Here is a 23,840-nt window from a genome sequence, read left to right as displayed (position 1 = left end):
CCGTCGGCGCATGGCTCGGCTTCTTGGTCGTGCATCTGGCCTTCCAGCACTCCAATCTGGGATACCGGGTCGGGCCGTTGGGATTGTTGATCGGGGTGGCTGAAGCCCATCGCTGGCATCACAAGCGTGAGCACGAAGACGCCCAAGTCAACTACGGCGATTTCTGGATGCCCGGGGGCCACTTGTTCAGCGCTTTCCGGTCGCAAAAGCACACGCTGGGCGCCAAAGAGTGACACTCAAGAAAGATGGACTTTCCAATGGACTACGGCCCGCAGCTTGTCTATCCCTTCCGGAGCCGGCCAGCAGCGGCAAACGCTTGCGCTGCTGGCTATACGATCTTGCCCACGTCGCATTCTTGCGCGAGTCGGGCCTTGCGGCTTCTTGCGAAGCGATCGCGAGTTGCGTGGCGTGCCCATGAGTCGGGCCGCGTCGTGGCGCACTGCTACCTTGGCCTGCACCTGCACCTGCGCAGCCACGCCGCGATGCTCGGTCTGGCCTGGAGAACCCGTAAGGTGGCGGAGATTGCGGCGCGCAGGTCGTCCGGCTCGCGCTGGCTCCTGTGGGCCACGCCCTCGGTCGCACGCCGTCTCAAAACGTCAGAATCGCGCGCTTTCGCATGATGGAGCGCGGCACGTGGCTCTCAGAACTGGACCCGATCACTTCCAGCACCGATGACACGCTCGAGCTTCAGGCGGGCTCGGCCAAGCTGTTGAGAATGCCGCACTCGCGCGAGGTTCGGGCGCTATCGCAGGAGCGTCGCAGATCCATTAACTCGCGCTCCAAGGCGCGCAATTCCTTCATCTTGGTCCGCACTTGCGCGATATGAGCGTCGACCAGCGCGTTCACCTCGCCGCAGCCCAACTCTGGCCGATCCCGTAAGTTCAGCAGTTGACGGATCTCATCCAGCGTCATGTCCTTCGCCCGGCAGCGGCGGATGAACAGCAAGCGCTGCAAATGGACTTCGTCATAGAGCCTGAAGTTGCCCTCGCTACGTGCAGGCTCGGGCAGCAAGCCTTCTGACTCGTAAAAGCGCACGGTCTGCACCAAGCAATCTGCCTTCTTGCCCAGTTCACCGATCCGCATCATGGTTGCTTCCTATAAAAAACTTGACTCTATATCTACTAGAGGTTTTCTAATGATGGCATCCGGGGAAAACCTTGTCAATGAAGAGCGATCTATGAACAAAGAACCTTCCAGCCCATGCGCCTGCTCCGGCGGCAATGGCCAACAGACGGCGTGCGCCAGTGAGCAGGCCAGCACTGAAACCACCGTTTTCCACGTGAGCAACATGGATTGCCGCAATGAGGAAGCACTGGTGCGGCGAACGCTGGAGGGCATGCCCGGTGTCGAGCGGCTCCTGTTCGATCTTCCGCAGCGTTTGTTGACCATTTCGCACCGCGAAGTCTCGGCCGATGCCTTGGAGCAAGCGCTGAATTCGGTGGGCATGAAGGCTCAGGCTGTCCGAGACGCCGCCGTGTCGACCACCTACCGCATCGAGAACATGGACTGCCCGAGCGAGGAGAAACTCATCCGCTCGCACCTCGGGGCAGTCGAGGGAATTCAGGACCTCGACTTCGACCTCGCTGAGCGCACCCTGTCGGTGAAACACCTCGCTCAGGCACGCGCGCAGATGGAGCAGGTCCTGGCCTCGATCGGCATGCGCGCCAAGGAGCAGACCTTCGGCCACACGGGGCCGATCGAAGCCGCGGCTGTGATCCCATCCTCGGCCCTGCAGCAGCAACCAACCGCTGCCGTTTCCGCGCCGCCGATCGGCGAGCGGGTGACGTACCGGATCGAGAACATGGATTGCCCGACGGAAGAAGCGCTGATCCGCGACCGGCTGGGCAAGCTGCCGGGTGTGACCGCGCTCGACTTCAATCTGATGCAGCGTGTGCTGGGAGTCCAGCACACGCTGGCGACCTCAGCGCCGATCGAGAAGGCGCTTGCTTCCATTGGAATGCAGGCTGCGCGGCAGGACATGCAGACAGCCACCACGGTACTTCGCATCGCGAAGATGGACTGTCCGACCGAGGAAAGTCTGATCCGCGGCAAGCTGCAAGGCATGCCGGGCGTGCAGGGAATGGATTTCAACCTGATGCAGCGCACGCTCACGGTTCGGCACACACCCGACGCGATCAAGCCGGCAGTCGAAGCCATCGAATCGCTGGGCATGGAAGCCGAGGTCCAGAGGACTGATGAGCCGCGCGATGCCCCGGTGGCCGCGCACAAGACCAATTGGTGGCCGATGGCGGTTTCGGGCGTTGCGGCGGTGGCCGCCGAAGGCGTGTACTGGGTCAACGACGGCAATCATTGGGCCGTGATCGTGCTGGCACTGGTTTCGATCTTCACCGGCGGCCTCAGCACCTACAAGAAGGGCTGGATCGCGCTGAAGAACCTCAACCTGAACATGAACGCCCTGATGGCCATCGCGGTCACCGGCGGCATGGCGATCGGCCACTGGCCGGAGGCCGCCATGGTCATGTTCCTGTTCGCGTTGGCGGAAGTGATCGAGGCGAAGTCGCTGGACCGCGCCCGCAACGCCATTCGGGGGCTGATGGACTTGGCGCCCGAGACCGCGACCGTGCGGCAGGCCGATGGCTCATGGACAGAGCTGCCGGCCAAGGAGGTCGCAAAGGGCGCGGTGGTCCGCGTGCGTCCTGGCGAGCGCATCGCACTGGACGGCCTGATCACCTCGGGTCGATCGGCCATCAACCAGGCGCCCATCACCGGCGAGAGCCTGCCCGTCGAGAAGGCCGAAGGTGACCAGGTCTTCGCCGGAACCATCAATGAGACCGGCTCTTTCGAATACAAGGTGACCGCAGGCGCCAGCGACTCGACGCTCGCGCGCATCATCCATGCCGTGGAGTCCGCGCAGGGCAGCCGTGCGCCCACGCAGCGCTTCGTCGACCAGTTCGCCCGCGTCTACACGCCGGCGGTGTTCGCGGTGTCCGTGCTGGTTGCCGTCGTGCCGCCGCTCGCCTTCGGCGGCGCATGGTTTGACTGGGTCTACAAGGCCCTGGTACTGCTGGTGATCGCCTGCCCCTGCGCTCTGGTCATCTCCACGCCGGTCACCATCGTCAGCGGCTTGGCCGCTGCCGCCCGACGCGGCATCCTGATCAAGGGTGGCGTCTACCTGGAGGGCGGGCGCAAGCTCAAGGCGTTGGCCCTGGACAAGACCGGCACACTCACACATGGCAAGCCCGAGCAGACCGACTTCGTGCCGCTGATCGGCGAGGCGCAGGAAGTTGCCGCCTGGGCCGCAAGCCTCGCGGCACGCTCGGACCATCCTGTGTCTCAGGCCATCGCCCGCAAGGCGAACCGTGACGGCATCGCGCTGCACGAGGTCGACGACTTCGCGGCGCTGCCTGGCCGCGGCGTGCGCGGCCGCGTCGCCGGGCGCATGTTGCACATGGGCAACCACAGGCTCGCCCAGGAGCTGGGCCTGAGCGAAGCGACGCTCCAGGCTCGGCTGGAGACCCTGGAGCGCCAAGGCAAGACAGCGATCCTGCTGATGGACGATGCGACCGTGCTCGGCATTTTTGCAGTGGCCGACACCGTGAAGGAAACCAGCCGTGAGGCGGTGGCCGACCTGCAGGCGCTGGGTGTGCGCACGCTGATGCTGACGGGGGACAACCAGCACACGGCCGCGGCCATCGCTGCCCAGGTCGGAATCTCTGAAGCCCGTGGTGACCAACTGCCCGAAGACAAGCTCAAGACCATCGAAAGCCTGGTCGGCGGCGAGGGCCAGGTGGGCATGGTGGGCGACGGCATCAACGATTCGCCCGCGCTCGCCCGTGCCGACATCGGCTTCGCCATGGGCGCGGCCGGCACCGACACCGCGATCGAAACAGCCGACGTCGCCCTGATGGACGACGACCTGCGCAAGATCCCCGCCTTCATCCGGCTGTCGCGTAGCACTGCGGCGATCCTCACGCAGAACATCGTTCTGGCCCTTGGCATCAAGGCGGTGTTCCTTGCGTTGACGTTCACAGGGCATGCCACCATGTGGATGGCTGTGTTCGCTGACATGGGGGCAAGTCTTTTGGTTGTCGTCAATGGGCTGCGCCTCCTGAAGTTCAAGGCGGCATGAACAATGGATGAACCATCTCTTCGCAAGACGCAGTGGTACTCACTCGCGATCGTTATATTCGCCGGCGATCAGGCAGCTAAGAGCTACATTGACGCGACAACTCCCTTGGGTTGGTCGCACGAGGTGGCGTCATTCTTCAACCTAGTTCACGCTCTCAATCCCGGCGCGGCGTTCAGCTTCCTTGCTGGCGCGGGCGGCTGGCAGCGGTGGTTTTTTCTGGCGATCGCGTTCGCAATATCGGCATGGCTCGCATGGCTGCTCTCCCGGCCGCTGCGCAAAACGGAAGGCCTTTCGTACAGCCTCATTCTGGGCGGCGCATTGGGCAACGCGTTCGACCGCGCCACGCGCGGGCACGTTATCGACTACATCGACTTTCACCTGCACGGCTGGCACTGGCCCGCCTTCAACATCGCTGACATGGCCATCGTGGGCGGGGCGATCGCGCTGGTGGCCCAGTCGTTCATGAGCGTGGAGAACCCGGCCGCCACAAAGGAGTCCCAGTGACATTGGGACGATCCGGAAATTCGCAATGCACACGGTGCAGGACACCAATCTGAAGAGAACGGCCCCCAGCATGAGCGGCCGCGGCTTGGCCCTCATGCTAGCGCCCACCGCCGCTTTTGCTGCAACGCCCTGTTGCGATGGCGGCGATTGCTGCAACGACGTCGCAATGCCTTGCTGTGAATAAACAGCACGCAAGCCAGTTGACCTGGCAATTATGAAAGTCCATCACGGCGATGCTGGCCTTTTTCGTTCCAATGAGCCGTCACGGAGAGGTGATGATGAAGCTATGCCGGGATCCTGCAAGCTTTAGGACGGTCTTCTTTACCGCATAGCGATATGCTGATGTCACCCGTTCGCCTCGCCTGGCAAGTACAAGTAGTTCGTCGCGGTTTTCTGGCCGTGTCCGCCCGCTTCGCTGGCCCTTTTGCCCCAAACAAGCGCAATCATGCCTGCGTTACCACCAAAGTTCGCCCCCGCCAGTTGCTGTTCCTAAAGGGCATCAAGCTCAACGCCATCGCCGACCGGCCAGCGTATTTCGCATCGCTGCGTGCCCGTCGGGGCCAGCCCATCGTCATCCTCGCAGAGCTGGGACCGGACGAGGCATTCGCCCTGTGGAAGCAGCATGTACTGGGCGACAGGCCTCGCTGACCCAGTTTCGCCTCATCCTCCTGACAGCCCCGCACTTATTGCGGGGCTTTCTTTTTTCCGCGTTCGCCAATCGGGGCTGTTGCAAATGCCGATTTCCGGCTGACGCGGCTCGCCTCGCGCATGAAGCTGCCCGCATGTGTCGCTGATTCGTCAGCACCATGCCAGCAGCCAGAGTTTCCAGGCTGCCGCGGATTCTTTCCGCGCTACCCGCCAGTCCGCCATCGCATCGAGTCTGCGGACGCGCGTCACCCGTGACGCCGATGCTTTTTTCTCAACCGCGTGCGGGAGCTGCCATCCCGTGAGGGACGAGGCCCCGCTTTTTCCAAGGAGCCCGTCCATGTCCCAGCAAGCCTCTTTCGGCCAGTTGGCCTTGATCCATTGCGGCAAGTTCCTGCCGCTCGAAATCCTGCATAGCGCCGCCGGCCACTACATCGGCACGCGCGATACAGAAGGTCCCGTTTCGCGGGAATCCTGCCAGTACTTCCGCAGCTATGCCGCGGCTCAACGTGCCCTCGAAAGAGGCGGCTGGTCCCAGCTCGCCACACCCTGATCCAACTGGAGGAACCACGTCATGAACCAGCTTTTGCCCCAGGAAGTCGTCGATCAGATCATGCGGGAAGAGCAGCATTTCGCCGCCGCGCCCCAAGCCTTCTTCGAGGTCTGGAAGCGCGGCGTCGAGATCGCAGGCCCGCAATGGTTTGGCGACGGCACGCGCGAAGGCCTGAACCAGGCAAAGAGCAAGTGGGATCTGCGTCCCGACATGCTGCGTGCCAACGACGCACTCGGCGTCCTGAGCAGCGGGGAACGCATGTTCCTGTCCGCCATGTTCAGCTTCTACAACGCGCGCGAGGGCGGTGCCATGCTCAAGCGCTGCCACTTCCAAGGACTGTCGGACTTCGATGGTCTCGATCTGCAACGTCGCCAGGTGATCGCCGACCTGCTGCTGAACTACAGCGGTTGGTGAGCCGGTCCCTGGCACACCTTCATCACTGCGTTCACGGGACCCCATGAGGGACATGCGCCTCGTTCGAGGCCATGTCCCTCGCGTTTTCTCCCCGCCCAGCGCCATCCGGCATCAGGCGGTTTCCCCTGCGGATGCCATCGTCCGCAAGGGCTGGCTCCGTTCATTCATCGAAAGGAGCCTTCATGGCCAACAACTACTACGAAGCCACCGGCGTTCTCGTGCTCGACCGTGTGACGCCCGTCATCCAGGCGCTGTTCGGCGCCTTCGCGCTGGACGAGAGCCACCCCGGCAACGGGCAGGCCTACATCGCCCAGATCGCCGAGACCACCAATCCGCAATGGCCGGACGTGCTCGATGGCCTGGAAGACCTGGCCACGCAACTCGGTATTCCGATGCCGGACGACGAAGGGCTGTCGATCCCGCCGCTGCTCGAACTGCTCGCCGTGCACTTCCGTGCCGATGAGGACGAAGAGCTGGGGAACTTGATCGACCGTCATTCGTTCGAGGACACCGCCGATCTCGACGCATTGTTTCTGATCGCCACCCGGTTCGATGACGGGCACCACCTGACCGCCATCCAGTTCGAGGGCTGCTGGTACTGCAGCAAGCCGCGGCTGTTCGAGTTCGGCGGCAACGGCTGCTACCTGAGCCGCGAGGTCCGCTTCATCAGCTCCTCCTCCCAGGCCCTCCAGCTCGGCGACCAATTGCGCAAGACCATTGTGGCCGCCGACATCGAAGAGGCTTCGGCCCTGATCGCGCTGGAGACCATCAATCTGCTGGCGGGCGTCAGCGACGAGCCATTCCGCATGAATTTGCGCCGGCGCGTCGCCGAGCGATTGGCCCAAACGCCAACGATCAGCGTCACCTGACGCTGTTTCCTTTCTTTCCACCCACCGGGGTCAATTCCCGGTGGCGGGGATTTGCTCCATCATTATTCTGTTGGAGAAATCCCATGTCCCAGAATCCCAATCCCTTTCTACGCGGCTACTGGAATCTGAAAATCGTCCGCACGCTGTCCATCAGCTACGAGGACGGAAGCCCGCATGTTTGGCGAAACATCCACCCGAGCCAGCAGCACCTCTGCGACGCGGCGCTGGTTTCTTCTCCTTGCATCATCACCAGCGACTTCGCGGTGGTCAGGACTGGCACCGAACCTGTCGGCGCCGCACTGATCGCCGAATGCGACGCGGCTGAAGGGGGCAGCGGCGAAGGCATGGTGGGTGCCGTGGTGTACGCGATCCACGGCGACGACTTCGACGGCCGCCCCGTCCACATTGGCGACACCTATTCGGCCGAGGCCGCACGGGAAGTCGTGCAGCGGTTGAGCTTCGAGACCGGCTACTACAGCCGGTGCTGGGAAATCAGCAGCGCGCACATCAGCCGCGAAACCGGCCAGTACCTGGCCAACCTGGCTGACCTCGCGACGCCGGAGGCCTTTTTGTTCATCGCGTTCCGGATTCCCTACAGCCCGGCGATCGGCGTCAAGCTGATCTCCACGCCCTGGACGGACCAGCACCTGCAGGACGTCGAGGGGATCGCCGCCGAGCAGCTTCGGCAGGAGCACCGCAGCAAGGGCATGCCGGACGAGCTGGCACAGATCCTTGAACTGGCCGGCCAGGCCGACGTGCGCATCCTCATCCTCGATGCCGACGCACCCGTGTTGCCGGGCCTATCGCTGGCCGGCGAATAGCTGCCACACACATCCCCGGCCTTCCTTGTCCTCACCGCATGCCGGCCCGGTCTCCCGCCAGAGAGCCGGGCCGGCGCACTTTCACAGGAGCGATCCCATGTTCCCCGACCTCATCACACCCGCATCCGACTTCGAGCACCAACTCGGAGCCTGCGTCAACGCCATGAGCCAGGAAGATGCCATCGGCCAGATCCTGGTATTCGAGCGCATGAGCGGCACGCTGCACATGCGCCATATCGCCAGCGCCGACCTGGTGGACACCGACGTGGACGACTACGAAATGGTCGTCTTCGACGGTGGCAACACAAGCGGCGACACGTGGAAACACGTGTTCTTTCCGCGTCAGCGCGAGCACTACTTCGTGTACCAAGCCTGATTCCTCCAGCCCCTTTCGAGGGGCTTTTTCTTGCCCGCAGCACAGGAAAACGGTTGTGGTGCGGTGCCGTTTCCTGCGGGCAGGCAGACCGCCCCAGGGCCATGCTTGCCCCATGTTCGTCGGCGTTGCCGGCACATGCCCAGGCAGTCGAGACCTTCGAGGCTGCAAGCGCGGGAAACCGTGCTGGTCGTTTCTTCCTACGGACCTACCGCGTCCATCCACGCCACCCACAAGGGACCTCTCCCTTGCGGGCGGGGAATCCCTTGTTTTTCCTCAAGGAGTTTCCCCATGGATCGTTCCCTCATCAAATCCATGATGCCTTCGCTGGTCGCAGGCCATGTGCCCCGCAACGTGCGGTCGTTCAAGTACCGCGTGTTCGATGATCAGCCGCTGTCCTCAACGCTGGGCTTCGCCATCGACCCCCAACCCTTCGACGGCAAGGTGGTCGCCGCGACCGACGATGCCATCGTCGTCAAGCTCAAGCCTTCCGAGTTCGCGGTGCTCGATCCCAGCCTGGTGACCACGGTTCCTGCCGAAGGCGCCAAGGTGCATGTCCAACCCTATGCCCGTCGTCGCTTCGACGGACTGCGCGCGGACACGCCGGAGGTCATCACCGAGGAGACTTCGGACGGCACGCCGTACACCATCACGAGGCACATCCTCGGCTCGGCGCCGGCCAAGCTGCCCATTCCCACGCCGCAGTGCATGGAGTTGGGCCAGCTCATCGAGCAGTTGGAGGAGATGCCGGCCCCCGATCGCTTCCGGCGCATCACCCACATGCTGGTGGATGCCGGTGCCCGCGACTTCACCTGGGTCGATCCCACGCCCTCCAAGATCATCGAGACCCCGCCGGCGATCAGCTTCACGGTCTCGACCGCGAAGTTCGAGGGCCGGGTGACGATCCTCTACGACCGCGGCGGAGACACCTACGTGGTGGAACTGCACCGTCAGAACGGTGAATCGGTCGAACTGGTCGATCGGCACGACGAGGTGTATTTCGACATGCTCGGCGAAGTGCTGGAGAGGCTCATCGACGACGGGCGCTGGCGCCAGATCGACGTGAGCATCCTCGACGCGAAAGCGGCCCGCAAGCGCCAGGCCGTCCCGGCATGACGCCCCGCAGCGAAACCGGGCGGTCCTGCGGCTGACCCGAGGCATCCGCCACGGCGTTCCAGCCGTTCCGGCCGCGTGCACTACAGGCCCTTCATCCCATCGGATGGAGGCCTTTCTCATTCTTCCACACAGGAGATTTCATCCATGTCACTGCGATTCAAAGGCGCTGACCTGCGCCCCGTGCTGACCGAAGCCATCGCCAATCAGGGGTCGTCTCAGAAAACGGAAAAAAATCGTACGCTAAGAGCCGAAGTGGGCCCTTTAGCAGCAATGCAAAGCTGCGATCAACGGGCAGGAAACATTGCCATGGTGCGCGTTGCACTCTCTCACTAGCGTCGACAGGGCCTCTTCCATCCGCGTGAGGTCCGCCATGCGTGCGCGCACATCGGCCAGCCGGTGAGCAGCCAGTTCGGCCGCCTCGCTGCAATGGGTGCCGTCCTCCAGTTTCAGGAGCTGGCCGACTTCATCCAGGCTGAATCCCAGGCGCTGGGCTGACTTCACGAACTTCACCCGCGCCACGTCCGCCTGCCCGTAGCGGCGGATGCGACCGTAGGGCCGCTCCGGCTGGGGTAGCAAGCCCTTGAGCTGATAGAAGCGGATCGTCTCCACGTTGACCCGGGCTGCCTTGGCGAAGGCCCCGATGGTCAGATTCTCTTGAGCGTTCTCCATGGCGCTTGACTCCGTAGTTGACTACGGAAGTAACGTTACAGCATCAAGCGAAGTCCCGGAAGGAGAACCTTATGTCGGAACCCAAGAACGGCTGCGGCGCACTGGCGACCGGCGGCGTCGCGGCCGTCCTCGCCTCGGCCTGCTGCCTCGGCCCCCTTGTCCTGGTCGCGCTCGGCTTCTCTGGCGCGTGGATCGGCAACCTGACCGTGCTGGAGCCGTATCGGCCGATCTTCATCGGCGCAGCGCTCATCGCGCTGTTCTTCGCCTGGCGCAGCATCTTCCGACCAGCCCATGCCTGCAAGCCCGGCGACGTTTGCGCCGTGCCCCAAGTGCGGACTGCCTACAAGGTGATCTTCTGGATCGTGGCCGCCCTGGTTCTGGTTGCCCTCGCGTTTCCCTACGTCCTGCCGCTGTTCTACTGAAAGGAGATCACCATGAAGAAACTCACCACCCTCACCACCCTCATCGCCCTGGCCGCCGCTCTAAGCGCGCCCGCCTGGGCTGCCACCAAGACCGTCACCCTGTCGGTGCCCGGCATGACCTGCGCCGCGTGCCCGATCACGGTCAAGACGGCTCTGTCCAAGGTCGCCGGCGTCGAGAAGGCCGAAGTCAGCTTCGAGAAGCGGGAGGCCGTCGTCACCTTCGACGAGGCCAAGACCAATGCCGACGCCTTGACCAAGGCCACCGCAAACGCGGGTTACCCGTCCAGCGTCAAGCAGTGAGGGCGTAATCATGGCCGAGGCGATCACCCTCCACATCGAAGGCATGACCTGCACGTCGTGCGCCGAGCACGTCCAGCAGGCTTTGACGAACGTGCCCGGCGTGCGCGCGGCCTCGGTGTCCTATCCGCAGCGGCAGGCCGAAATCGAGGCGGATGCAGGCGTGAGCGTGGCCCCGCTGGTTGCCGCAGTGGCCACGCTCGGCTATCGCGCACGGCTTACCGACACGCCGAACAAGCCTGCCGGCCTGCTAGACAAGGCGCTGGGCTGGCTCGGTGGCGAAACGAAGCATGTTGGCGGTGAACAAGCGCTGCACGTGGCTGTGATAGGCAGCGGCGGCGCGGCGATGGCGGCTGCCTTGAAGGCCGTGGAGCAAGGCGCCCGCGTCACGCTGATCGAGCGCGGCACCATCGGCGGCACCTGCGTCAATGTCGGCTGCGTGCCGTCCAAGATCATGATCCGCGCCGCGCACATCGTCCACCTGCGCCGCGAAAGCCCGTTCGATGCTGGCCTGCCGGCCGCAGCGCCCGCTGTACTGCGCGAGCGGCTGCTGGCCCAGCAACAAGGCCGCGTCGAGGAGCTGCGCCATGCCAAGTACGAAGGCATCCTGGCAAGCACTCCGGCCATCACCGTGCTGCGCGGCGAGGCCCGGTTCAGGGACACGCGCACGCTGACCGTGGCGACCGCTGACGGCGGCACGCACGAGGTGAACTTCGACCGCTGCCTGATTGCCACCGGCGCGAGCCCGGCGCTTCCGCCAATCCCGGGCCTTGCGGACACACCCCACTGGACCTCCACCGAGGCGCTGGAAAGCAGCTCGCTCCCCGAGCGGCTGGCCGTGATTGGTTCCTCCGTGGTGGCGGTCGAGTTGGCGCAAGCCTTCGCCCGGCTGGGCAGCCAGGTCACGATCCTGGCGCGCAGCACGCTGTTCTTCCGAGAAGACCCGGCCATCGGGGAAGCCGTAACAGACGCCTTCCGCGCCGAGGGCATCGAGGTGCTGGACCACACCCAGGCGAGCCACGTTGCCTATGCGGGCGGGGAATTCGTGCTCACCACCGGGCAGGGGGAAGTGCGCGCCGACAAGCTGCTGGTCGCCACCGGTCGCGCGCCGAACACGCGCAGCCTGAACCTTGAAGCGGCAGGCGTCGAAGTCAATGCGCAGGGAGCCATCGTCATCGACCGCGCCATGCGCACGAGCGCACCGCACATCTTTGCTGCCGGCGACTGCACCGACCAGCCGCAGTTCGTCTATGTGGCGGCGGCGGCCGGCACGCGCGCCGCGATCAACATGACCGGCGGCGACGCGGCGCTGGACCTGACGGCGATGCCGGCGGTGGTGTTCACCGATCCGCAGGTGGCGACCGTGGGCTACAGCGAGGCGGAAGCGCACCACGACGGCATCGAGACCGACAGCCGGCTGCTGACGCTCGACAACGTGCCGAGGGCGCTCGCCAACTTCGACACGCGCGGCTTCATCAAGCTGGTGGCGGAAGCTGGCTCAGGGCGGCTGATCGGCGTACAGGCGGTCGCGCCGGAAGCGGGCGAACTGATCCAGACGGCCGCGCTGGCGATCCGCCACCGGATGACCGTGCAGGAGCTGGCCGACCAGTTGTTCCCCTACCTGACCATGGTCGAGGGACTGAAGCTCGCGGCGCAGACCTTCAACAAGGACGTGAAGCAACTGTCCTGTTGCGCCGGATGAGGAAAAGGGAGGTGTTCGATGAACGCCTACAGCCGCGCCAACCGCCGCATCTACGCGGCCTTGTCCGATCCCCTGTCGGCCACCCACCGGCACCGCCTCGACGATCTGCTCAAGCGCCACGACAACGGCAAGACGACCTGGCTGGCCTGGCTGCGCCAGTCGCCCGTCAAGCCGAACTCGCGCCACATACTCGAACACATCGAGCGCCTCAAAGCCTGGCAGGCGCTCGACCTGCCTTCCGGCATCGAGCGGTCGGTGCACCAGAACCGCCTGCTCAAGATCGCCCGCGAAGGCGGCCAGATGACGCCCGCCGATCTGGCCAAGTTCGAGGCACAGCGCCGCTACGCGACCCTGGTGCGCTCGCCATCGAGGGCATGGCCACCGTCACCGACGAAATCATCGACCTGCACGACCGCATCCTGGGCAAGCTGTTCAACGCTGCCAAGCACAAGCATCAGCAGCAGTTCCAGGCGTCCGGCAAGGCGATCAACGCCAAGGTGCGGCTGGCCACCTCGATCAAGCAGGGCACGGTGACGGCCTCGCTGATGCTCAGGAAACTCGGCAGCTACCCGCGCCAGAACGGCCTGGCCGTGGCGCTGCGCGAGCTGGGCCGCATCGAGCGAACGCTGTTCATCCTGGACTGGCTGCAAAGCGTCGAGCTGCGCCGCCGCGTGCATGCCGGACTGAACAAGGGCGAAGCCCGCAACGCGCTAGCCCGCGCCGTGTTCTTCAACCGGCTGGGCGAAATCCGCGACCGCAGTTTCGAGCAGCAGCGCTACCGGGCCAGCGGCCTCAACCTGGTGACGGCGGCCATAGTGTTGTGGAACACGGTCTATCTGGAACGGGCCTCAAACGCCTTACGCGGTCACGGCCAGACTGTCGATGACGCCCTGTTGCAGTACCTGTCGCCGCTGGGCTGGGAGCACATCAACCTGACCGGCGATTACCTCTGGCGCAGCAGCGCCAAGATCGGCGCGGGCAAGTTCAGGCCGCTACGACCGCTGCAACCGGCTTAGCGTACGATTTTTTCCGTTTTCTGAGACGTCCCCAATCAGTGCCGCATTGTCCTGGTCAAGGATCAGGGCGTGTACTTCCTCGCCGAGCGTGGGGAGCGTCGCCCGGATGGGCGCCAGGCACTGCTCGCCTACGCCGTCGGATGCAACCCGGACACCGACCCGTTCGATGACTGGTGGCACCTCGCCGGCCGCGAGCTGGGCGGCGATGACTTCGCGGAGTATTTCGACCCGAAGGACGGCCTGTTCACGCGCCTCCAGCACTCGGCGGACGATCTCGTGCTTTCCGCCACCGCCACGCACCTGTCCTTAGCAGTGGTGCCTCCCGCCTGACGCGGCAACCGCCTCGCAGCCCCCGCATCGGGGGCCTTCTTTTGTTCGCACCGCCGCCATCGCCGCGCGTGCGCGTTTGTCTCCAGCCGCCGAGGCACGCCCCGCCGGCCACAACGCCGGCATGCCACCGGAGACAACCGCATGAACACGCCATCGACCTCGCCGAGGCTGCACCTCCTACCGGTGTCGCTGCGCACGGCCAATGCATTCGTTCTGTCGCACCATCGCCACCACCGCCCGGTCCAGGGCGCGAAGTTCGCCCTGGCCGTCACGCTGAGCGACAGCGACCTGATCCACGGCGTGGCCATTGTCGGCCGCCCGGTCGCGCGGCACCTGGACGCTGGAAGTCACGCGGCTGTGCACCGACGGCACACCCAGCGCCTGCAGCAAGCTCTACGGCGCGGCCTGGCAGGCGGCAAGGGCGCTGGGCTACATACGCCTGCTCACCTACACCATGCCCGACGAAGGTGGCGCCAGCCTGCGCGCCGCCGGCTGGCGGCTGATCGGCGCGCGCGGTGGCGGCGCCTGGAGCCGTCCCGGCCGTCCGCGCGCCGATACCCCCGAGCACCTGCGCGGCGCCAAGTGCCTGTGACAGGCGCCGGGTGGCGCGGACAAAGGGAAGCGCCCGGGTGCCGATTGATTGCTGCCGCGCGCGCGAGGCCCCGCCATGCTGGCCCCATGCCTGCTGACGTCGTCAGCGACATGCCAGGCAACCATCGGTCTTCGAGGTTGCGGCGCAGTTCCCACTGCGTGACCGAGCCAGCTCGCACCGCATCCTTCCGCGAGCGGCCACCAGCCTCTGGTGGCGGATGCTTTCGCCTTATCAACCCACCGCGGGGTCACGCACCTTCCCCGCATGCGTGGGCCGGTGTGTCTCCGCTTCATCCCAATGGAGATTCACCATGAACACCACGTCCAACGAGAAATCGTATTTCGACCTCCACACCTCGGGCATCGGCTACATCCAGCGTGTCCGTGAAGTGCCCGTCCGGGGCGGCCGCCGTGCGCAGCCTTTCCTGGCATGCACCATCGCCGCGCTGGTCGGCCCCGCCCGGGACCCCAGCTACCGCTACTTCGACGTCAAGGTCTCGGGTGCCGAGGCCAAGAAGCTCGTTCAGCGCTACATCGGCGTTGACGATCCCAAGCAGCGCCCGCTGGTGCGCTTTCGCCTCGGTGACCTGTGGGGCGATGTGTACATCCGCGACAAGGGTGAGCAGAAGGGTCAGGCCGCCGCGTCCCTCAAGGCGCGACTGCTCAAGGCCGAACTGATCGACCGGGCCGAACTGGCTTCGATCGAGCAGCACGAGTTGATCACCCGCGGCATCGGCTATCTCAATCGTGTGAAGGACGTCACCCCAGAAGCTGGCGACTCGTTCCTCTCTTGCACCGTCGCGGCACTGGCCGGGCCTGTCGATGAACCGGAGTATCGGTACTTCGACACCATCGTCGCCACCCCGGAAGCCGAGCACCTGGTTCGCCGGTGCGTTCAGGCCGTCGAGGGTGACCGCAAGGTGCTGATCGCCTTCCGTCTGAACGACATGAAGATCGATCCGTACATCCGCACCAAGGGTGAGCACGCCGGGGAACCGGCCGCCAGCCTGGAATCGACGCTGGTCCACATCGGTCTCATCAAGATCGACGGCACCCAGGTCTATCCGACGAGCCAGGCGCAAGCCGAGGCGCCGCCGGCCGAAGACGCATCCGCGTCCGAAGCCGACGATGCCATCGACACGGCCACCGAGCCCGCCGAGCGCGAGCCCGAGGCGCAAGTCCAGGAGCAGGAGCCGGCATTGGCTGCTTCGTTCTGATCCGGCACGGCCTCTCACGGGGCCTTGTCGCTTTTCCTCCCCACGTACGCCGCGTCCCCAGGACGCGTGCTTGCGCATTTCATCCCCCGGAGTTCCGCGTGGTCTCACGGCCACGCGGTTGTCGAATTTCTCAAAGGAGATCAGCCATGTCTCTGGTATCCCGCTTTGCTCCGCAATCCCCGATCCTGCGCTCTGATCGCCCACTCTCGGACGACCGCATTCGTGCCGTCGTTCCGTCGATCTTCGCCGACGCTCCACATGGGAGCCGGTCCGATCGGTATGCCTACATACCGACCTCGACCGTGCTGACCAAGCTGCGCCAGGAGGGCTTCGAGCCCTTCATGGTGTGTCAGACGCGCGTGCGCAACGAAGACCGGCGCGAGTACACGAAGCACCTCATCCGACTTCGCCATGCAAGCCAGATCAACGGCGACGAGGCGAACGAGATCATCCTGCTCAACAGCCATGACGGCACGAGCAGCTATCAGATGCTCGCCGGCATGTTCCGGTTCGTCTGCCACAACGGCCTGGTTTGCGGTGACACCACCGCAGACATCCGCGTTCCCCACAAGGGCGACGTGGCCAGCCAGGTGATCGAAGGTGCCTACGGAGTCCTCGAAGGTTTCGAGCGCGTGCATAACGCGCGCGATGCGATGCGCACCATCACCCTCGATGAGGGCGAAGCGGAGGTCTTTGCGAACTCTGCGCTCGCACTCAAGTACGACGATCCGGCCAAGTCCACGCCTGTCACCGAGAGCCAACTGCTGGCCCCTCGGCGATGGGACGACCGCAAGAACGACCTGTGGGCCGTCTTCAACCGCGTCCAGGAGAACCTAGTCAAAGGGGGCCTGAACGGACGCACGGCCAACGGCCGCAATCAGCGCACCCGTCCGGTGCAAGGCATCGACCAGAACCTGCGCCTGAACCGGGCGTTGTGGCTGCTGGCCGAAGGCATGCGCCAGCTCAAGGCGTGATGCCACGCGGACCTCGCCCACCTCGGGCGAGGCCATTTCCTCTCATCCACCGGGTGCCGTCGGCGGCCCGTCATTCATCATCAGGAGAACCATCATGGCAACCCCATCGGCTTCCGAGAAATCTGTTGCGCCCATCGTCGTCCCCGGCCAGCTCACGCTGCGTACCATCCGCGGCAAGAACGGCCCGTTCACGGTTGGCCGCCTCGCGACGCACCTCGGTACTTTCGAGGTCAAAGACCCGGAGCTGGAGCAGTACCCCGAAGGCAAGTACGACGGGGAATTCATCATCAGGTACATCTTCCCGAAGTCCTATCCGGTCGGCGGCGGCATGCGGTTCGAGATCCGTGCCAGCCTCGACGGCATGACGCTCAACGGCATCGACAAACTCAGCCGCGACGAAGCCCGCAGCTTCGCCACCCAGGACGTCGATCCGCTCGATGAAGAGCAAGGGGCGCAGCCTGCGGCAACGCCGGCCAAGCCCACCAAAGCGTCCAGGCCCGCCAAGCCCGCACCCGTGCAGGCGTCCGCGGACCCGCTGGTCGATACCACGCCCTTCGGCGTGGATGCGCCACCGCCTGCTACGGCCGCTGCCCCCGGCAGCACCGAAGACGGTGACGCCGCGCTCTTCGGCCTGCTGTGGCCGCTGGGCGAGTCCGTGAAACTGGATTCGACCATCGACCGCCGCACCCTGCGCGCGCAGATCGCCCGCCTGGGCGAGCTGGGCTACGCGCTGGACTTCAAGACGCAGGAGTGGAGCCGCCAGGCCGAACCAAAACCTGCGTGATCGCAGACGCCGCATGCGCGGTGTTCTTCATCCACCCGCCGGGGTTCCTTTCCCATGCGGGGGAGGCCCTGGCCATTTTCTGGAGGTCTCCATCATGTCCACCATCGCTTGCGATACCCCGCGTTCAACGCTGGATGAACCCGCGTGGCGGGACCTTTGCAAAGCGGCCGCCGCACACGCCCAGCGCGGTTGCGGCTTGTCCTACGACCACTACGTGACGCTCTTCAGTTCGGCGATCGACGCACAGGCCAATCGTTTGCCGGATGAGCAACGTGCTCAGGCTCTCGAAATCGCGGCCCAGGAATGGGACTACGCAACACCTGCCGAACGGCAGGAAACCCAGGACTGGAATGCGGAGCATGGCTATTGCTCGCACGGGATCGAGTTCGGCTACTGCCCGGCCGGTTGTGATCGAGACGATGACGACTGGGATTGAGGGCGACGCATAGGTTCCTTCGCCGCAGATGCGGCATTCCATCACCCGCTGGGGGTTCTTCCCCACGGGGAGGCCTTCAGCTCAACTTTTCGAGGAGGCCTCTCATGGGCTGGTATTTCTCAAACCAATCGCGGTCCGAACTGATCGCGGAACTGATCGCACCGCAAGAGACCGAGCGCGCCAGCGTCAAGGTCATCGCTCACACCCTGCGCGGCAACGTGCTGTGGTCCGTCGCCGAAGTGACCGCCAAGGTCGAAGGCGTGCATCGTGATCTCGCACCGGGCCAGTCCCTGCGCTACATCCGCTGCGATCTGCTTGAACGAAGCGGCGGCCAGTGGGGCTACAAGTCCTTGGACGAGTCCATGCACCCGTACTACTACACGTGCCCGCTGTCCTATCTGGACCTCGCACCGGAGCAGTCCGCCGACTGGCGTGCAGGCGTTCGCGCCTACCACGCCCGGCGGCGCACACCCACGGCATCCGCGGCATCCGCCGCGGCGTCGATGGCCTGAGCCAGGAGGAACCGACATGGACCCGATCCTGGCAACGCTTCCGCCCTCGTTGCTGGCACTCGTTGAAGGGAGTTTGTCCAACGACGAAGTGTCCTCCGACGAGGAAATGCTGGCGTACTTCATCGACAACGGCCTCACCGAGGACCAGGCACGGCAGGCACTGACCTACCGCGACCAGTACCTCAACAACATCTACCTGGAAGGCTTCACGCCGATCACTTCGGCGGACGAGCCGCTTCACTTCAACCCGCACACCCGGCAGTTCGAGCCGGACTGAGCGGTTTTCTTCCACCCCCTGGGGCAGCACTTGCCCCAGCGGGCGGTGCTGTTCCCGTTCATCCGAGGACACCACCATGCCCGCAAACACTTCTTCCACCACGCTGTATCGCATCGACGAATGCTCCGACGTGATGGCCGACGCTTGCGTCGGCGATGACCAGGGCAATCTGATCTTCCTGTCGATCTGGGCGCGCGACACCGCCGTCCAGCAGTTCCTCGCTCGTCTGACCCTCGGGCGCGACGAACAGGGCTTGGACCAGTTCCACGTCATCACCGACCAGGGCAGCAGCGTCCCGGTGTTCGTCAGCAACGTCGATCGCCTGGAAAAACGCATGACCCGCGCCTACCGGCGAACGCTGTTCGGTTCGCTGTCCAACGTGTGGCTGTTCGATCGCCGCTGCGTGAAGCCCGACAAGGCCAACGCCAGCGCACTCGCACTTCTCCCACGCGGTAGCGCCCACCGGCTTGACCGCCTGTGGACGCTGGTGCGGGACACCTGCCCGTTGCCGCTGCTCGATCACTGGCGCGAGACCGTGCTGGAACTGCTGCAAACCCGCGAGATGCTGGCTCGTCTTCCGTTCGCCCTCGGGCCGCTGGAAGGCCATCGGCTCGCCATCGACGTGCCGGCGCTGACCCTGGCGCTGGGCTCCCTGATCCGCAGTGACGTGCTCACCGCCTATCCCTATCCGGCCAAGATTTGGACGCCGGAAGTGGTAGCGGCTTGACCCACCCGTGGAGGCACGCCTTGGCGTGCTTCCGCCTTTCATCCCCGCCAACCAGGAGACTTCCATGGCCCTCATGTTCCCGCGGCTCGCCCGCAATTTCGCCAAGAACGGGTACTACCCGACCGACGAACCCACGCTCGAAAGAGCCCTCAACGCACTGATGCCCAGCGATGGGCCGATGTGCATCCTCGATCCCTGCGCCGGCGAAGGCGTGGCGATCGCCGAAGCCGCTCATGTCCTCGGGCGCGAACAGGCAAAAGCGTTCGCCGTCGAGTTCGACGCGGAGCGGGCACGCCATGCCCGCGGCCTGGTCGATCACTGCCTGCACGCGGATCTGATGGACACGATGATCTCCAAGCAGTCCTTCGGGCTGCTCTGGCTCAACCCGCCGTATGGCGATCTGTCCAAGGACGTCAACGGCAACATCGGCTATCAGGGCCAGGGCCGTGCCCGCCTCGAAAAGCTGTTCTACCAGCGCAGCCTGTCGCTGTTGCAGTACGGCGGCGTGCTGGTCTTCATCGTCCCTGGCTACGTGCTCGACGCCGAGCTGGTCGGCTGGCTGACACGCCACTACACGGACCTGCGGATCTACCGAGCGGTGGAGACGCAGTTCAAGCAGGTGGTGATCTTCGGCCGCAGGGTGCGTCAGCGCGAGCTGGCACCCGATGGTCTCAAGGCCGTGCGCAATCTGCTGCTGCAGGTTGGGCTTGGCGAAGTCGAAGCCGAGGAACTGCCGAGCGAATGGCCGTTCCGGCCGTACATCGTCCCCGCCAGTCCGGCCGAGCCGGAGCATTTCTTCCGCGTGACGATGGAGCCAGAGCAGTTCGCCGATGAGGTTGACCGGCTCCAAGGCCTCTGGCCGTCGCTGGACACGCATCTGGGGGCCGCGCAGCAGAAACTGCGTCCGCCAGCGCGTGCCTTGACTCCTTGGCATCTCGCCTTGGCTCTGGCTGCGGGTGCGATCTCGGGGGTTGTGCGCTCCAAGACCGGGCGCGTGCTCGTCGTCAAAGGTGACACCCACAAGGACAAGACGCTCCAGCGGGAATTCACCGAACGCGAAGACGGCTCCATCGCCGAGACCCGCATCCTCACCGACAAGTTCGTGCCCGTCATCCGCGCGTGGGACATGACGCCCGGCTCCGCTACACGGGGCGAGGTCCTGACCATCCGTTAATCCACCGGACGCGCCGCCGTCCTGCAGTACCACATCGAAGGAGAAACCCCCATGTTCTCAAGCCTGTTCAAGCGGCCCGCGCCGCAGAAGCAACCGTTGTTCGCACCAGGTACGTTGCAGCTGAGCGAGAAGGTGCATTGGCTGGCCCGCAAAGGCCTGATCGATCCCTTGGCCTATGTCCAACGCCATGTGCGCGGTGACTGGGGCGAGACCGACGAGGCGACCCGCCAAGCCAACGATGTCGCAATCCGGGGGGACGATCCGATGATCTCCCACTTCAGGATCACGCCCGAACTGGTGTTGATCGTCAAAACCAGCGAGGACCACCGCACCACGGTGATCCAGCTTCCCGAAGAACGGGACATGATCTGACAGCACCATCGTGGTCTTCATCCCCCTGACGGAGCCACTTCACTCCGCGAGGGGTGTCGTGGCTCAATGACCCATCAAGGAGGAGCCCATGGCATCACATCGCATTGAAACCTACTGCCACAGGCTGGCGTTTCCAGTCGGTGCGCTCATCTTCAGCAGGGGCATCGATCGCCTGGTCCGCACGGGTCGCCTCGACCCGATCCCGTACTTCAGGCGCCACACCCGTGGCGACTGGGGCGACGTCAACCTCCAGCAATGGCAGGCCAACAGCACTGCACTCCAATCCGGTGCATCGCTGGAATCCCGCTACGTGATCCATCCGGGGCTGGCCATCCGCATCGTCACCGATGCGCAGCGCAGCGCCACCGTCATCGTGCTGCCGTCCGAAGACTGAGCACGATTCACCAGCAGGCCGCCACGGCCGGCAACTTCGACCACCTCGGCCAAGCGCCGATTTCCTTCCCACTGCGGGGCATGCCATTGCCCCGCTGGGGTGGTGCATGCCCCATTTTTCATTGGAGCATCACCATGTCCCTCGATCTCGAAACCACTGCCGCTGAAGCCGCGCCCGTACAGGGCGAACTGCTCGATGCGGAATCTTCCCCTCTGACCCTGAGCCTTCAGGATTTCGTCGGCGAGTTCGGCGACGAACTGCTCGACGCCCTCAACAGCGCCAACCCGCCGGTCTATAACGGCCAGCCGCAGGCGCACCGGCAACTCGTCGTCGCCAGCCTCAAGCGCAAGCTGTTCCCGGCCCAGGCCGAAGTCGTCCACGCCGCCGCCGAGCTGCTGATCGATCGCGGCGAACGCGCCGCGATCGTCAATGGCGAAATGGGTTGCGGCAAGACGACCGTCGGCATTGCCACGGCCGCTGTGCTCAACGCCGAAGGCTATCGCCGCACCCTGGTTCTCTCGCCACCGCACCTTGTTTACAAGTGGCGGCGAGAGATCCAGGAGACGGTGGCGGGCGCCAAGGTGTGGGTGCTCAATGGGCCGGACACGCTCGTCAAGCTCATCCAGCTGCGCGAGCAGTTGGGCGTGCAGCCCACGGGCCAGGAGTTCTTTGTCCTGGGGCGCGTCAGGATGCGGATGGGGTTCCACTGGAAGCCCGTCTTCACCCAACGGCGCACCCGCCACGGCAACGTGGCGGCGTGCCCGGACTGCGGAACGGTCATCACCGACCTCGACGGCGAGCCGGTCAACCCGGTCGCGCTCCAAGCCGAGGAGTACCGCAGGAAGTGCAGCCATTGCGCTGCGCCCCTGTGGACACTGATCCGCCCACGCAGCCTGTCCGGCAGCGACCAGTCCTCGGCCGTGCTGAAAGCCCTCAAGCGCATCCCGACCATTGGGCAAGTCACCGCGCAGAAGCTGATGCAGAAGTTCGGCGACGGGTTCCTGGCATCGATGCTGGGCGACAACATCCATGAGTTCATCAACCTCATGGACGGCAACGGCGAACTGGTTTTCTCTGACCGTCAGGCCACGCGCATGGAGCGTGCAATGGCCAACATGGAGTTCGGCTTTGGCGAGGGCGGCTACCAACCGTCCGAGTTCATCAAACGCTACCTGCCGCAAGGCACGTTCGACCTGTGCATCGCGGACGAGGCACACGAGTACAAGAACGGTGGCAGTGCCCAGGGCCAGGCCATGGGCGTGTTGGCGGCGAAGGCTCGCAAGACCCTGCTGCTGACCGGCACGCTGATGGGTGGCTAGGGGACGACCTGTTCTACCTGCTGTTCCGAGCCCTTCCGGGGCGGATGATCGAAGACGGCTATCGCCCGACTACGAGCGGCAGCATGACGTCGGCGGCAATGGCGTTCATGCGCGATCACGGTGTCCTGAAGGACATCTATTCCGAGAGCACCGGCACGGCGCACAAGACGGCCAAGGGCACCAAGGTATCGGTGCGCACGGTCAAGGCTCCAGGCTTCGGGCCGAAAGGGGTCTTGCGGTGCATCTTGCCGTTCACGATCTTTCTCAAGCTCAAGGACATCGGCGGCAACGTCTTGCCGCCGTATGACGAGGAGTTCCGTGAAGTTGCAATGGACTCGGCGCAAGTCGCGGCCTACCGCGACCTGGCGGGTCGGCTGACCGCAGAGCTGAAACAGGCTCTGGCACGACGCGATACGACGCTGCTGGGCGTGGTGCTCAACGTGCTGCTGGCCTGGCCGGACTGCTGCTTCCGGTCGGAGACCGTGGTGCATCCGCGCACGCGCAACACCTTGGCGTTCGTCCCGGCTCAGTTCAACGAGTTCGAGGTGACGCCGAAAGAGCGCGAGCTGATCGACATCTGCAAGGAAGAGAAGGCGCAGGGCCGCAAGGTTCTGGCCTACACGGTCTATACCGGCAAGCGCGACACCACGTCGCGCCTGAAGGTGCTGCTGGAGCAGGAAGGTTTTCGGGTGGCGGTGCTGCGCGCGAGCGTGGATGCCAGCCGCCGCGAGGACTGGATCGCCGAACAACTGGACCGTGGCATCGACGTGCTCATCACCAACCCCGAGCTGGTCAAGACGGGCTTGGACCTGTTGGACTTCCCGACGATCGTTTTCATGCAGTCGGGCTACAACGTGTACTCGCTCCAGCAGGCGGCACGCCGCTCCTGGCGCATCGGACAGAAACAGCTGGTGCGCGTGATCTACCTCGGCTACGCCGGTTCCTCGCAGATGACCTGCCTGGAGCTGATGGCCAAGAAGATCATGGTCTCGCAGTCCACATCGGGCGACGTGCCCGAATCGGGCCTGGATGTGCTCAACCAAGACGGTGATTCCGTCGAGGTCGCACTGGCCCGGCAGCTGGTCGCTGCCTGATTCCCATGCCATCACCGGCTCAATGCCGCCGGCTCTCTGTTGTTTCCGCTTGCAGCCACGCCCACGGTCTCCGTGGACGTGGCTGCGCTTTCACTGGCTCCCTCGGGGGCCATTTTTTTGCGTAGTCGCGGTCGGCAAATCGGGCGCT

Annotated in this window: 28 protein-coding genes and 3 pseudogenes; 29 read left to right on the top strand and 2 right to left on the bottom strand. The window is 64.7% G+C overall.

Annotated features, from left to right (window positions below; all coding sequences use genetic code 11):
* The first annotated feature begins 23 nt into the window (after positions 1–23).
* Both ACZK33_RS08560 and ACZK33_RS08555 read left to right on the top strand, forming a co-directional pair.
* Positions 24–233 carry a sterol desaturase family protein gene (locus ACZK33_RS08560; RefSeq protein WP_014747696.1) on the top strand — a complete coding sequence of 70 codons (210 nt, stop codon included), beginning with the start codon at positions 24–26 and terminating at the stop codon, positions 231–233.
* 12 nt (positions 234–245) lie between these two features.
* Entirely contained in the window at positions 246–620 is a 375-nt protein-coding gene (locus ACZK33_RS08555) for a DUF3703 domain-containing protein (RefSeq protein ID WP_011516992.1), read from the top strand.
* 67 nt (positions 621–687) lie between these two features.
* On the opposite strand, the gene cadR is transcribed toward ACZK33_RS08555, so the two are convergent.
* A complete protein-coding gene (cadR, locus tag ACZK33_RS08550; RefSeq protein WP_003098965.1) occupies positions 688–1,086 on the bottom strand; it encodes a Cd(II)/Pb(II)-responsive transcriptional regulator in 399 nt (132 codons plus the stop codon).
* Positions 1,087–1,177: 91 nt separating this feature from the next.
* On the opposite strand from cadR, the gene ACZK33_RS08545 reads away from it, so the two are divergent.
* The 9 genes from ACZK33_RS08545 to ACZK33_RS08505 all read left to right on the top strand — a co-directional run bounded on the left by ACZK33_RS08545 (position 1,178) and on the right by ACZK33_RS08505 (position 9,385).
* Positions 1,178–4,090, top strand: coding sequence for a heavy metal translocating P-type ATPase (locus ACZK33_RS08545; protein ID WP_003098961.1), 2,913 nt, complete (start codon positions 1,178–1,180; stop codon positions 4,088–4,090).
* 3 nt (positions 4,091–4,093) lie between these two features.
* On the top strand, positions 4,094–4,594 hold the full coding sequence (gene lspA, locus ACZK33_RS08540; RefSeq protein ID WP_003098955.1) for a signal peptidase II: 501 nt from the start codon (positions 4,094–4,096) through the stop codon (positions 4,592–4,594).
* A gap of 336 nt (positions 4,595–4,930) precedes the next feature.
* A complete protein-coding gene (locus ACZK33_RS08535) occupies positions 4,931–5,242 on the top strand; it encodes a hypothetical protein (protein WP_003108988.1) in 312 nt (103 codons plus the stop codon).
* Between the two features lie 337 nt (positions 5,243–5,579).
* Positions 5,580–5,792 (top strand): hypothetical protein, encoded by a 213-nt coding sequence (locus ACZK33_RS08530; protein WP_003116833.1) that lies wholly within the window; start codon positions 5,580–5,582, stop codon positions 5,790–5,792.
* A gap of 21 nt (positions 5,793–5,813) precedes the next feature.
* The gene (locus ACZK33_RS08525) at positions 5,814–6,206 is read left to right on the top strand and encodes a hypothetical protein (protein ID WP_003116832.1); all 393 of its coding nucleotides are present in this window, start codon (positions 5,814–5,816) and stop codon (positions 6,204–6,206) included.
* Between the two features lie 182 nt (positions 6,207–6,388).
* Complete coding sequence (locus tag ACZK33_RS08520) at positions 6,389–7,075, top strand: hypothetical protein (protein WP_003116830.1); 687 nt, start codon at positions 6,389–6,391, stop codon at positions 7,073–7,075.
* An 83-nt stretch (positions 7,076–7,158) separates the two neighbouring features.
* Positions 7,159–7,896 (top strand): DUF5983 family protein, encoded by a 738-nt coding sequence (locus ACZK33_RS08515; protein ID WP_003116829.1) that lies wholly within the window; start codon positions 7,159–7,161, stop codon positions 7,894–7,896.
* A 97-nt stretch (positions 7,897–7,993) separates the two neighbouring features.
* A complete protein-coding gene (locus ACZK33_RS08510) occupies positions 7,994–8,272 on the top strand; it encodes a hypothetical protein (protein WP_003116828.1) in 279 nt (92 codons plus the stop codon).
* 288 nt (positions 8,273–8,560) lie between these two features.
* Positions 8,561–9,385 carry a hypothetical protein gene (locus ACZK33_RS08505; protein ID WP_003098941.1) on the top strand — a complete coding sequence of 275 codons (825 nt, stop codon included), beginning with the start codon at positions 8,561–8,563 and terminating at the stop codon, positions 9,383–9,385.
* A gap of 261 nt (positions 9,386–9,646) precedes the next feature.
* On the opposite strand, the gene merR is transcribed toward ACZK33_RS08505, so the two are convergent.
* Entirely contained in the window at positions 9,647–10,054 is a 408-nt protein-coding gene (gene merR, locus ACZK33_RS08500) for an Hg(II)-responsive transcriptional regulator (protein ID WP_003098939.1), read from the bottom strand.
* A 71-nt stretch (positions 10,055–10,125) separates the two neighbouring features.
* Between merR and merT the strand changes: the two genes are divergently transcribed.
* The 18 genes and pseudogenes from merT to ACZK33_RS08410 all read left to right on the top strand — a co-directional run bounded on the left by merT (position 10,126) and on the right by ACZK33_RS08410 (position 23,692).
* Positions 10,126–10,476: a mercuric ion transporter MerT gene (merT, locus tag ACZK33_RS08495; protein ID WP_003116827.1), complete on the top strand. Its 351-nt coding sequence runs from the start codon at positions 10,126–10,128 to the stop codon at positions 10,474–10,476.
* A 12-nt stretch (positions 10,477–10,488) separates the two neighbouring features.
* Positions 10,489–10,776 carry a mercury resistance system periplasmic binding protein MerP gene (gene merP, locus ACZK33_RS08490; protein WP_003116826.1) on the top strand — a complete coding sequence of 96 codons (288 nt, stop codon included), beginning with the start codon at positions 10,489–10,491 and terminating at the stop codon, positions 10,774–10,776.
* Positions 10,777–10,786: 10 nt separating this feature from the next.
* Complete coding sequence (gene merA, locus ACZK33_RS08485) at positions 10,787–12,475, top strand: mercury(II) reductase (protein ID WP_003098932.1); 1,689 nt, start codon at positions 10,787–10,789, stop codon at positions 12,473–12,475.
* Positions 12,476–12,493: 18 nt separating this feature from the next.
* Positions 12,494–13,009, top strand: coding sequence for a Tn3 family transposase (locus ACZK33_RS08480; protein WP_003098931.1), 516 nt, complete (start codon positions 12,494–12,496; stop codon positions 13,007–13,009).
* Positions 12,973–13,491 (top strand): annotated as a pseudogene (locus ACZK33_RS08475) (Tn3 family transposase); the annotation flags it as partial. The gene ACZK33_RS08480 and the pseudogene ACZK33_RS08475, both read left to right, overlap by 37 nt.
* A 45-nt stretch (positions 13,492–13,536) precedes the next feature.
* Positions 13,537–13,821, top strand: coding sequence for a DUF3085 domain-containing protein (locus ACZK33_RS08470; RefSeq protein WP_031629745.1), 285 nt, complete (start codon positions 13,537–13,539; stop codon positions 13,819–13,821).
* Between the two features lie 141 nt (positions 13,822–13,962).
* A pseudogene (locus ACZK33_RS08465) lies at positions 13,963–14,413 on the top strand (XF1762 family protein).
* Between the two features lie 310 nt (positions 14,414–14,723).
* Positions 14,724–15,629: a DUF3577 domain-containing protein gene (locus ACZK33_RS08460; RefSeq protein WP_050159442.1), complete on the top strand. Its 906-nt coding sequence runs from the start codon at positions 14,724–14,726 to the stop codon at positions 15,627–15,629.
* 146 nt (positions 15,630–15,775) lie between these two features.
* The gene (locus tag ACZK33_RS08455; protein WP_003116824.1) at positions 15,776–16,603 is read left to right on the top strand and encodes a DUF932 domain-containing protein; all 828 of its coding nucleotides are present in this window, start codon (positions 15,776–15,778) and stop codon (positions 16,601–16,603) included.
* A gap of 94 nt (positions 16,604–16,697) precedes the next feature.
* Positions 16,698–17,387, top strand: coding sequence for a DUF3275 family protein (locus ACZK33_RS08450; protein ID WP_003116823.1), 690 nt, complete (start codon positions 16,698–16,700; stop codon positions 17,385–17,387).
* A gap of 94 nt (positions 17,388–17,481) precedes the next feature.
* Positions 17,482–17,823, top strand: a complete 342-nt coding sequence (locus ACZK33_RS08445) for a hypothetical protein (RefSeq protein ID WP_003116822.1) — start codon at positions 17,482–17,484, stop codon at positions 17,821–17,823.
* 104 nt (positions 17,824–17,927) lie between these two features.
* The gene (locus tag ACZK33_RS08440) at positions 17,928–18,335 is read left to right on the top strand and encodes a hypothetical protein (RefSeq protein WP_003116821.1); all 408 of its coding nucleotides are present in this window, start codon (positions 17,928–17,930) and stop codon (positions 18,333–18,335) included.
* 16 nt (positions 18,336–18,351) lie between these two features.
* Positions 18,352–18,612: a hypothetical protein gene (locus tag ACZK33_RS08435; RefSeq protein WP_003090124.1), complete on the top strand. Its 261-nt coding sequence runs from the start codon at positions 18,352–18,354 to the stop codon at positions 18,610–18,612.
* Between the two features lie 76 nt (positions 18,613–18,688).
* Complete coding sequence (locus ACZK33_RS08430) at positions 18,689–19,339, top strand: hypothetical protein (protein WP_034032918.1); 651 nt, start codon at positions 18,689–18,691, stop codon at positions 19,337–19,339.
* A gap of 64 nt (positions 19,340–19,403) precedes the next feature.
* The gene (locus ACZK33_RS08425) at positions 19,404–20,513 is read left to right on the top strand and encodes a DUF6094 domain-containing protein (protein WP_034032917.1); all 1,110 of its coding nucleotides are present in this window, start codon (positions 19,404–19,406) and stop codon (positions 20,511–20,513) included.
* 51 nt (positions 20,514–20,564) lie between these two features.
* Entirely contained in the window at positions 20,565–20,885 is a 321-nt protein-coding gene (locus ACZK33_RS08420) for a hypothetical protein (RefSeq protein WP_034032915.1), read from the top strand.
* 88 nt (positions 20,886–20,973) lie between these two features.
* Positions 20,974–21,279 carry a hypothetical protein gene (locus ACZK33_RS08415; RefSeq protein ID WP_034032913.1) on the top strand — a complete coding sequence of 102 codons (306 nt, stop codon included), beginning with the start codon at positions 20,974–20,976 and terminating at the stop codon, positions 21,277–21,279.
* A 134-nt stretch (positions 21,280–21,413) separates the two neighbouring features.
* Positions 21,414–23,692: pseudogene (locus ACZK33_RS08410) on the top strand (helicase-related protein).
* The last annotated feature ends 148 nt before the right edge of the window (positions 23,693–23,840 follow it).

It is taken from the genome of Stenotrophomonas sp. 86156_Sma (assembly GCF_056481625.1).
This window is presented reverse-complemented; position numbering and strand designations above follow the sequence as displayed.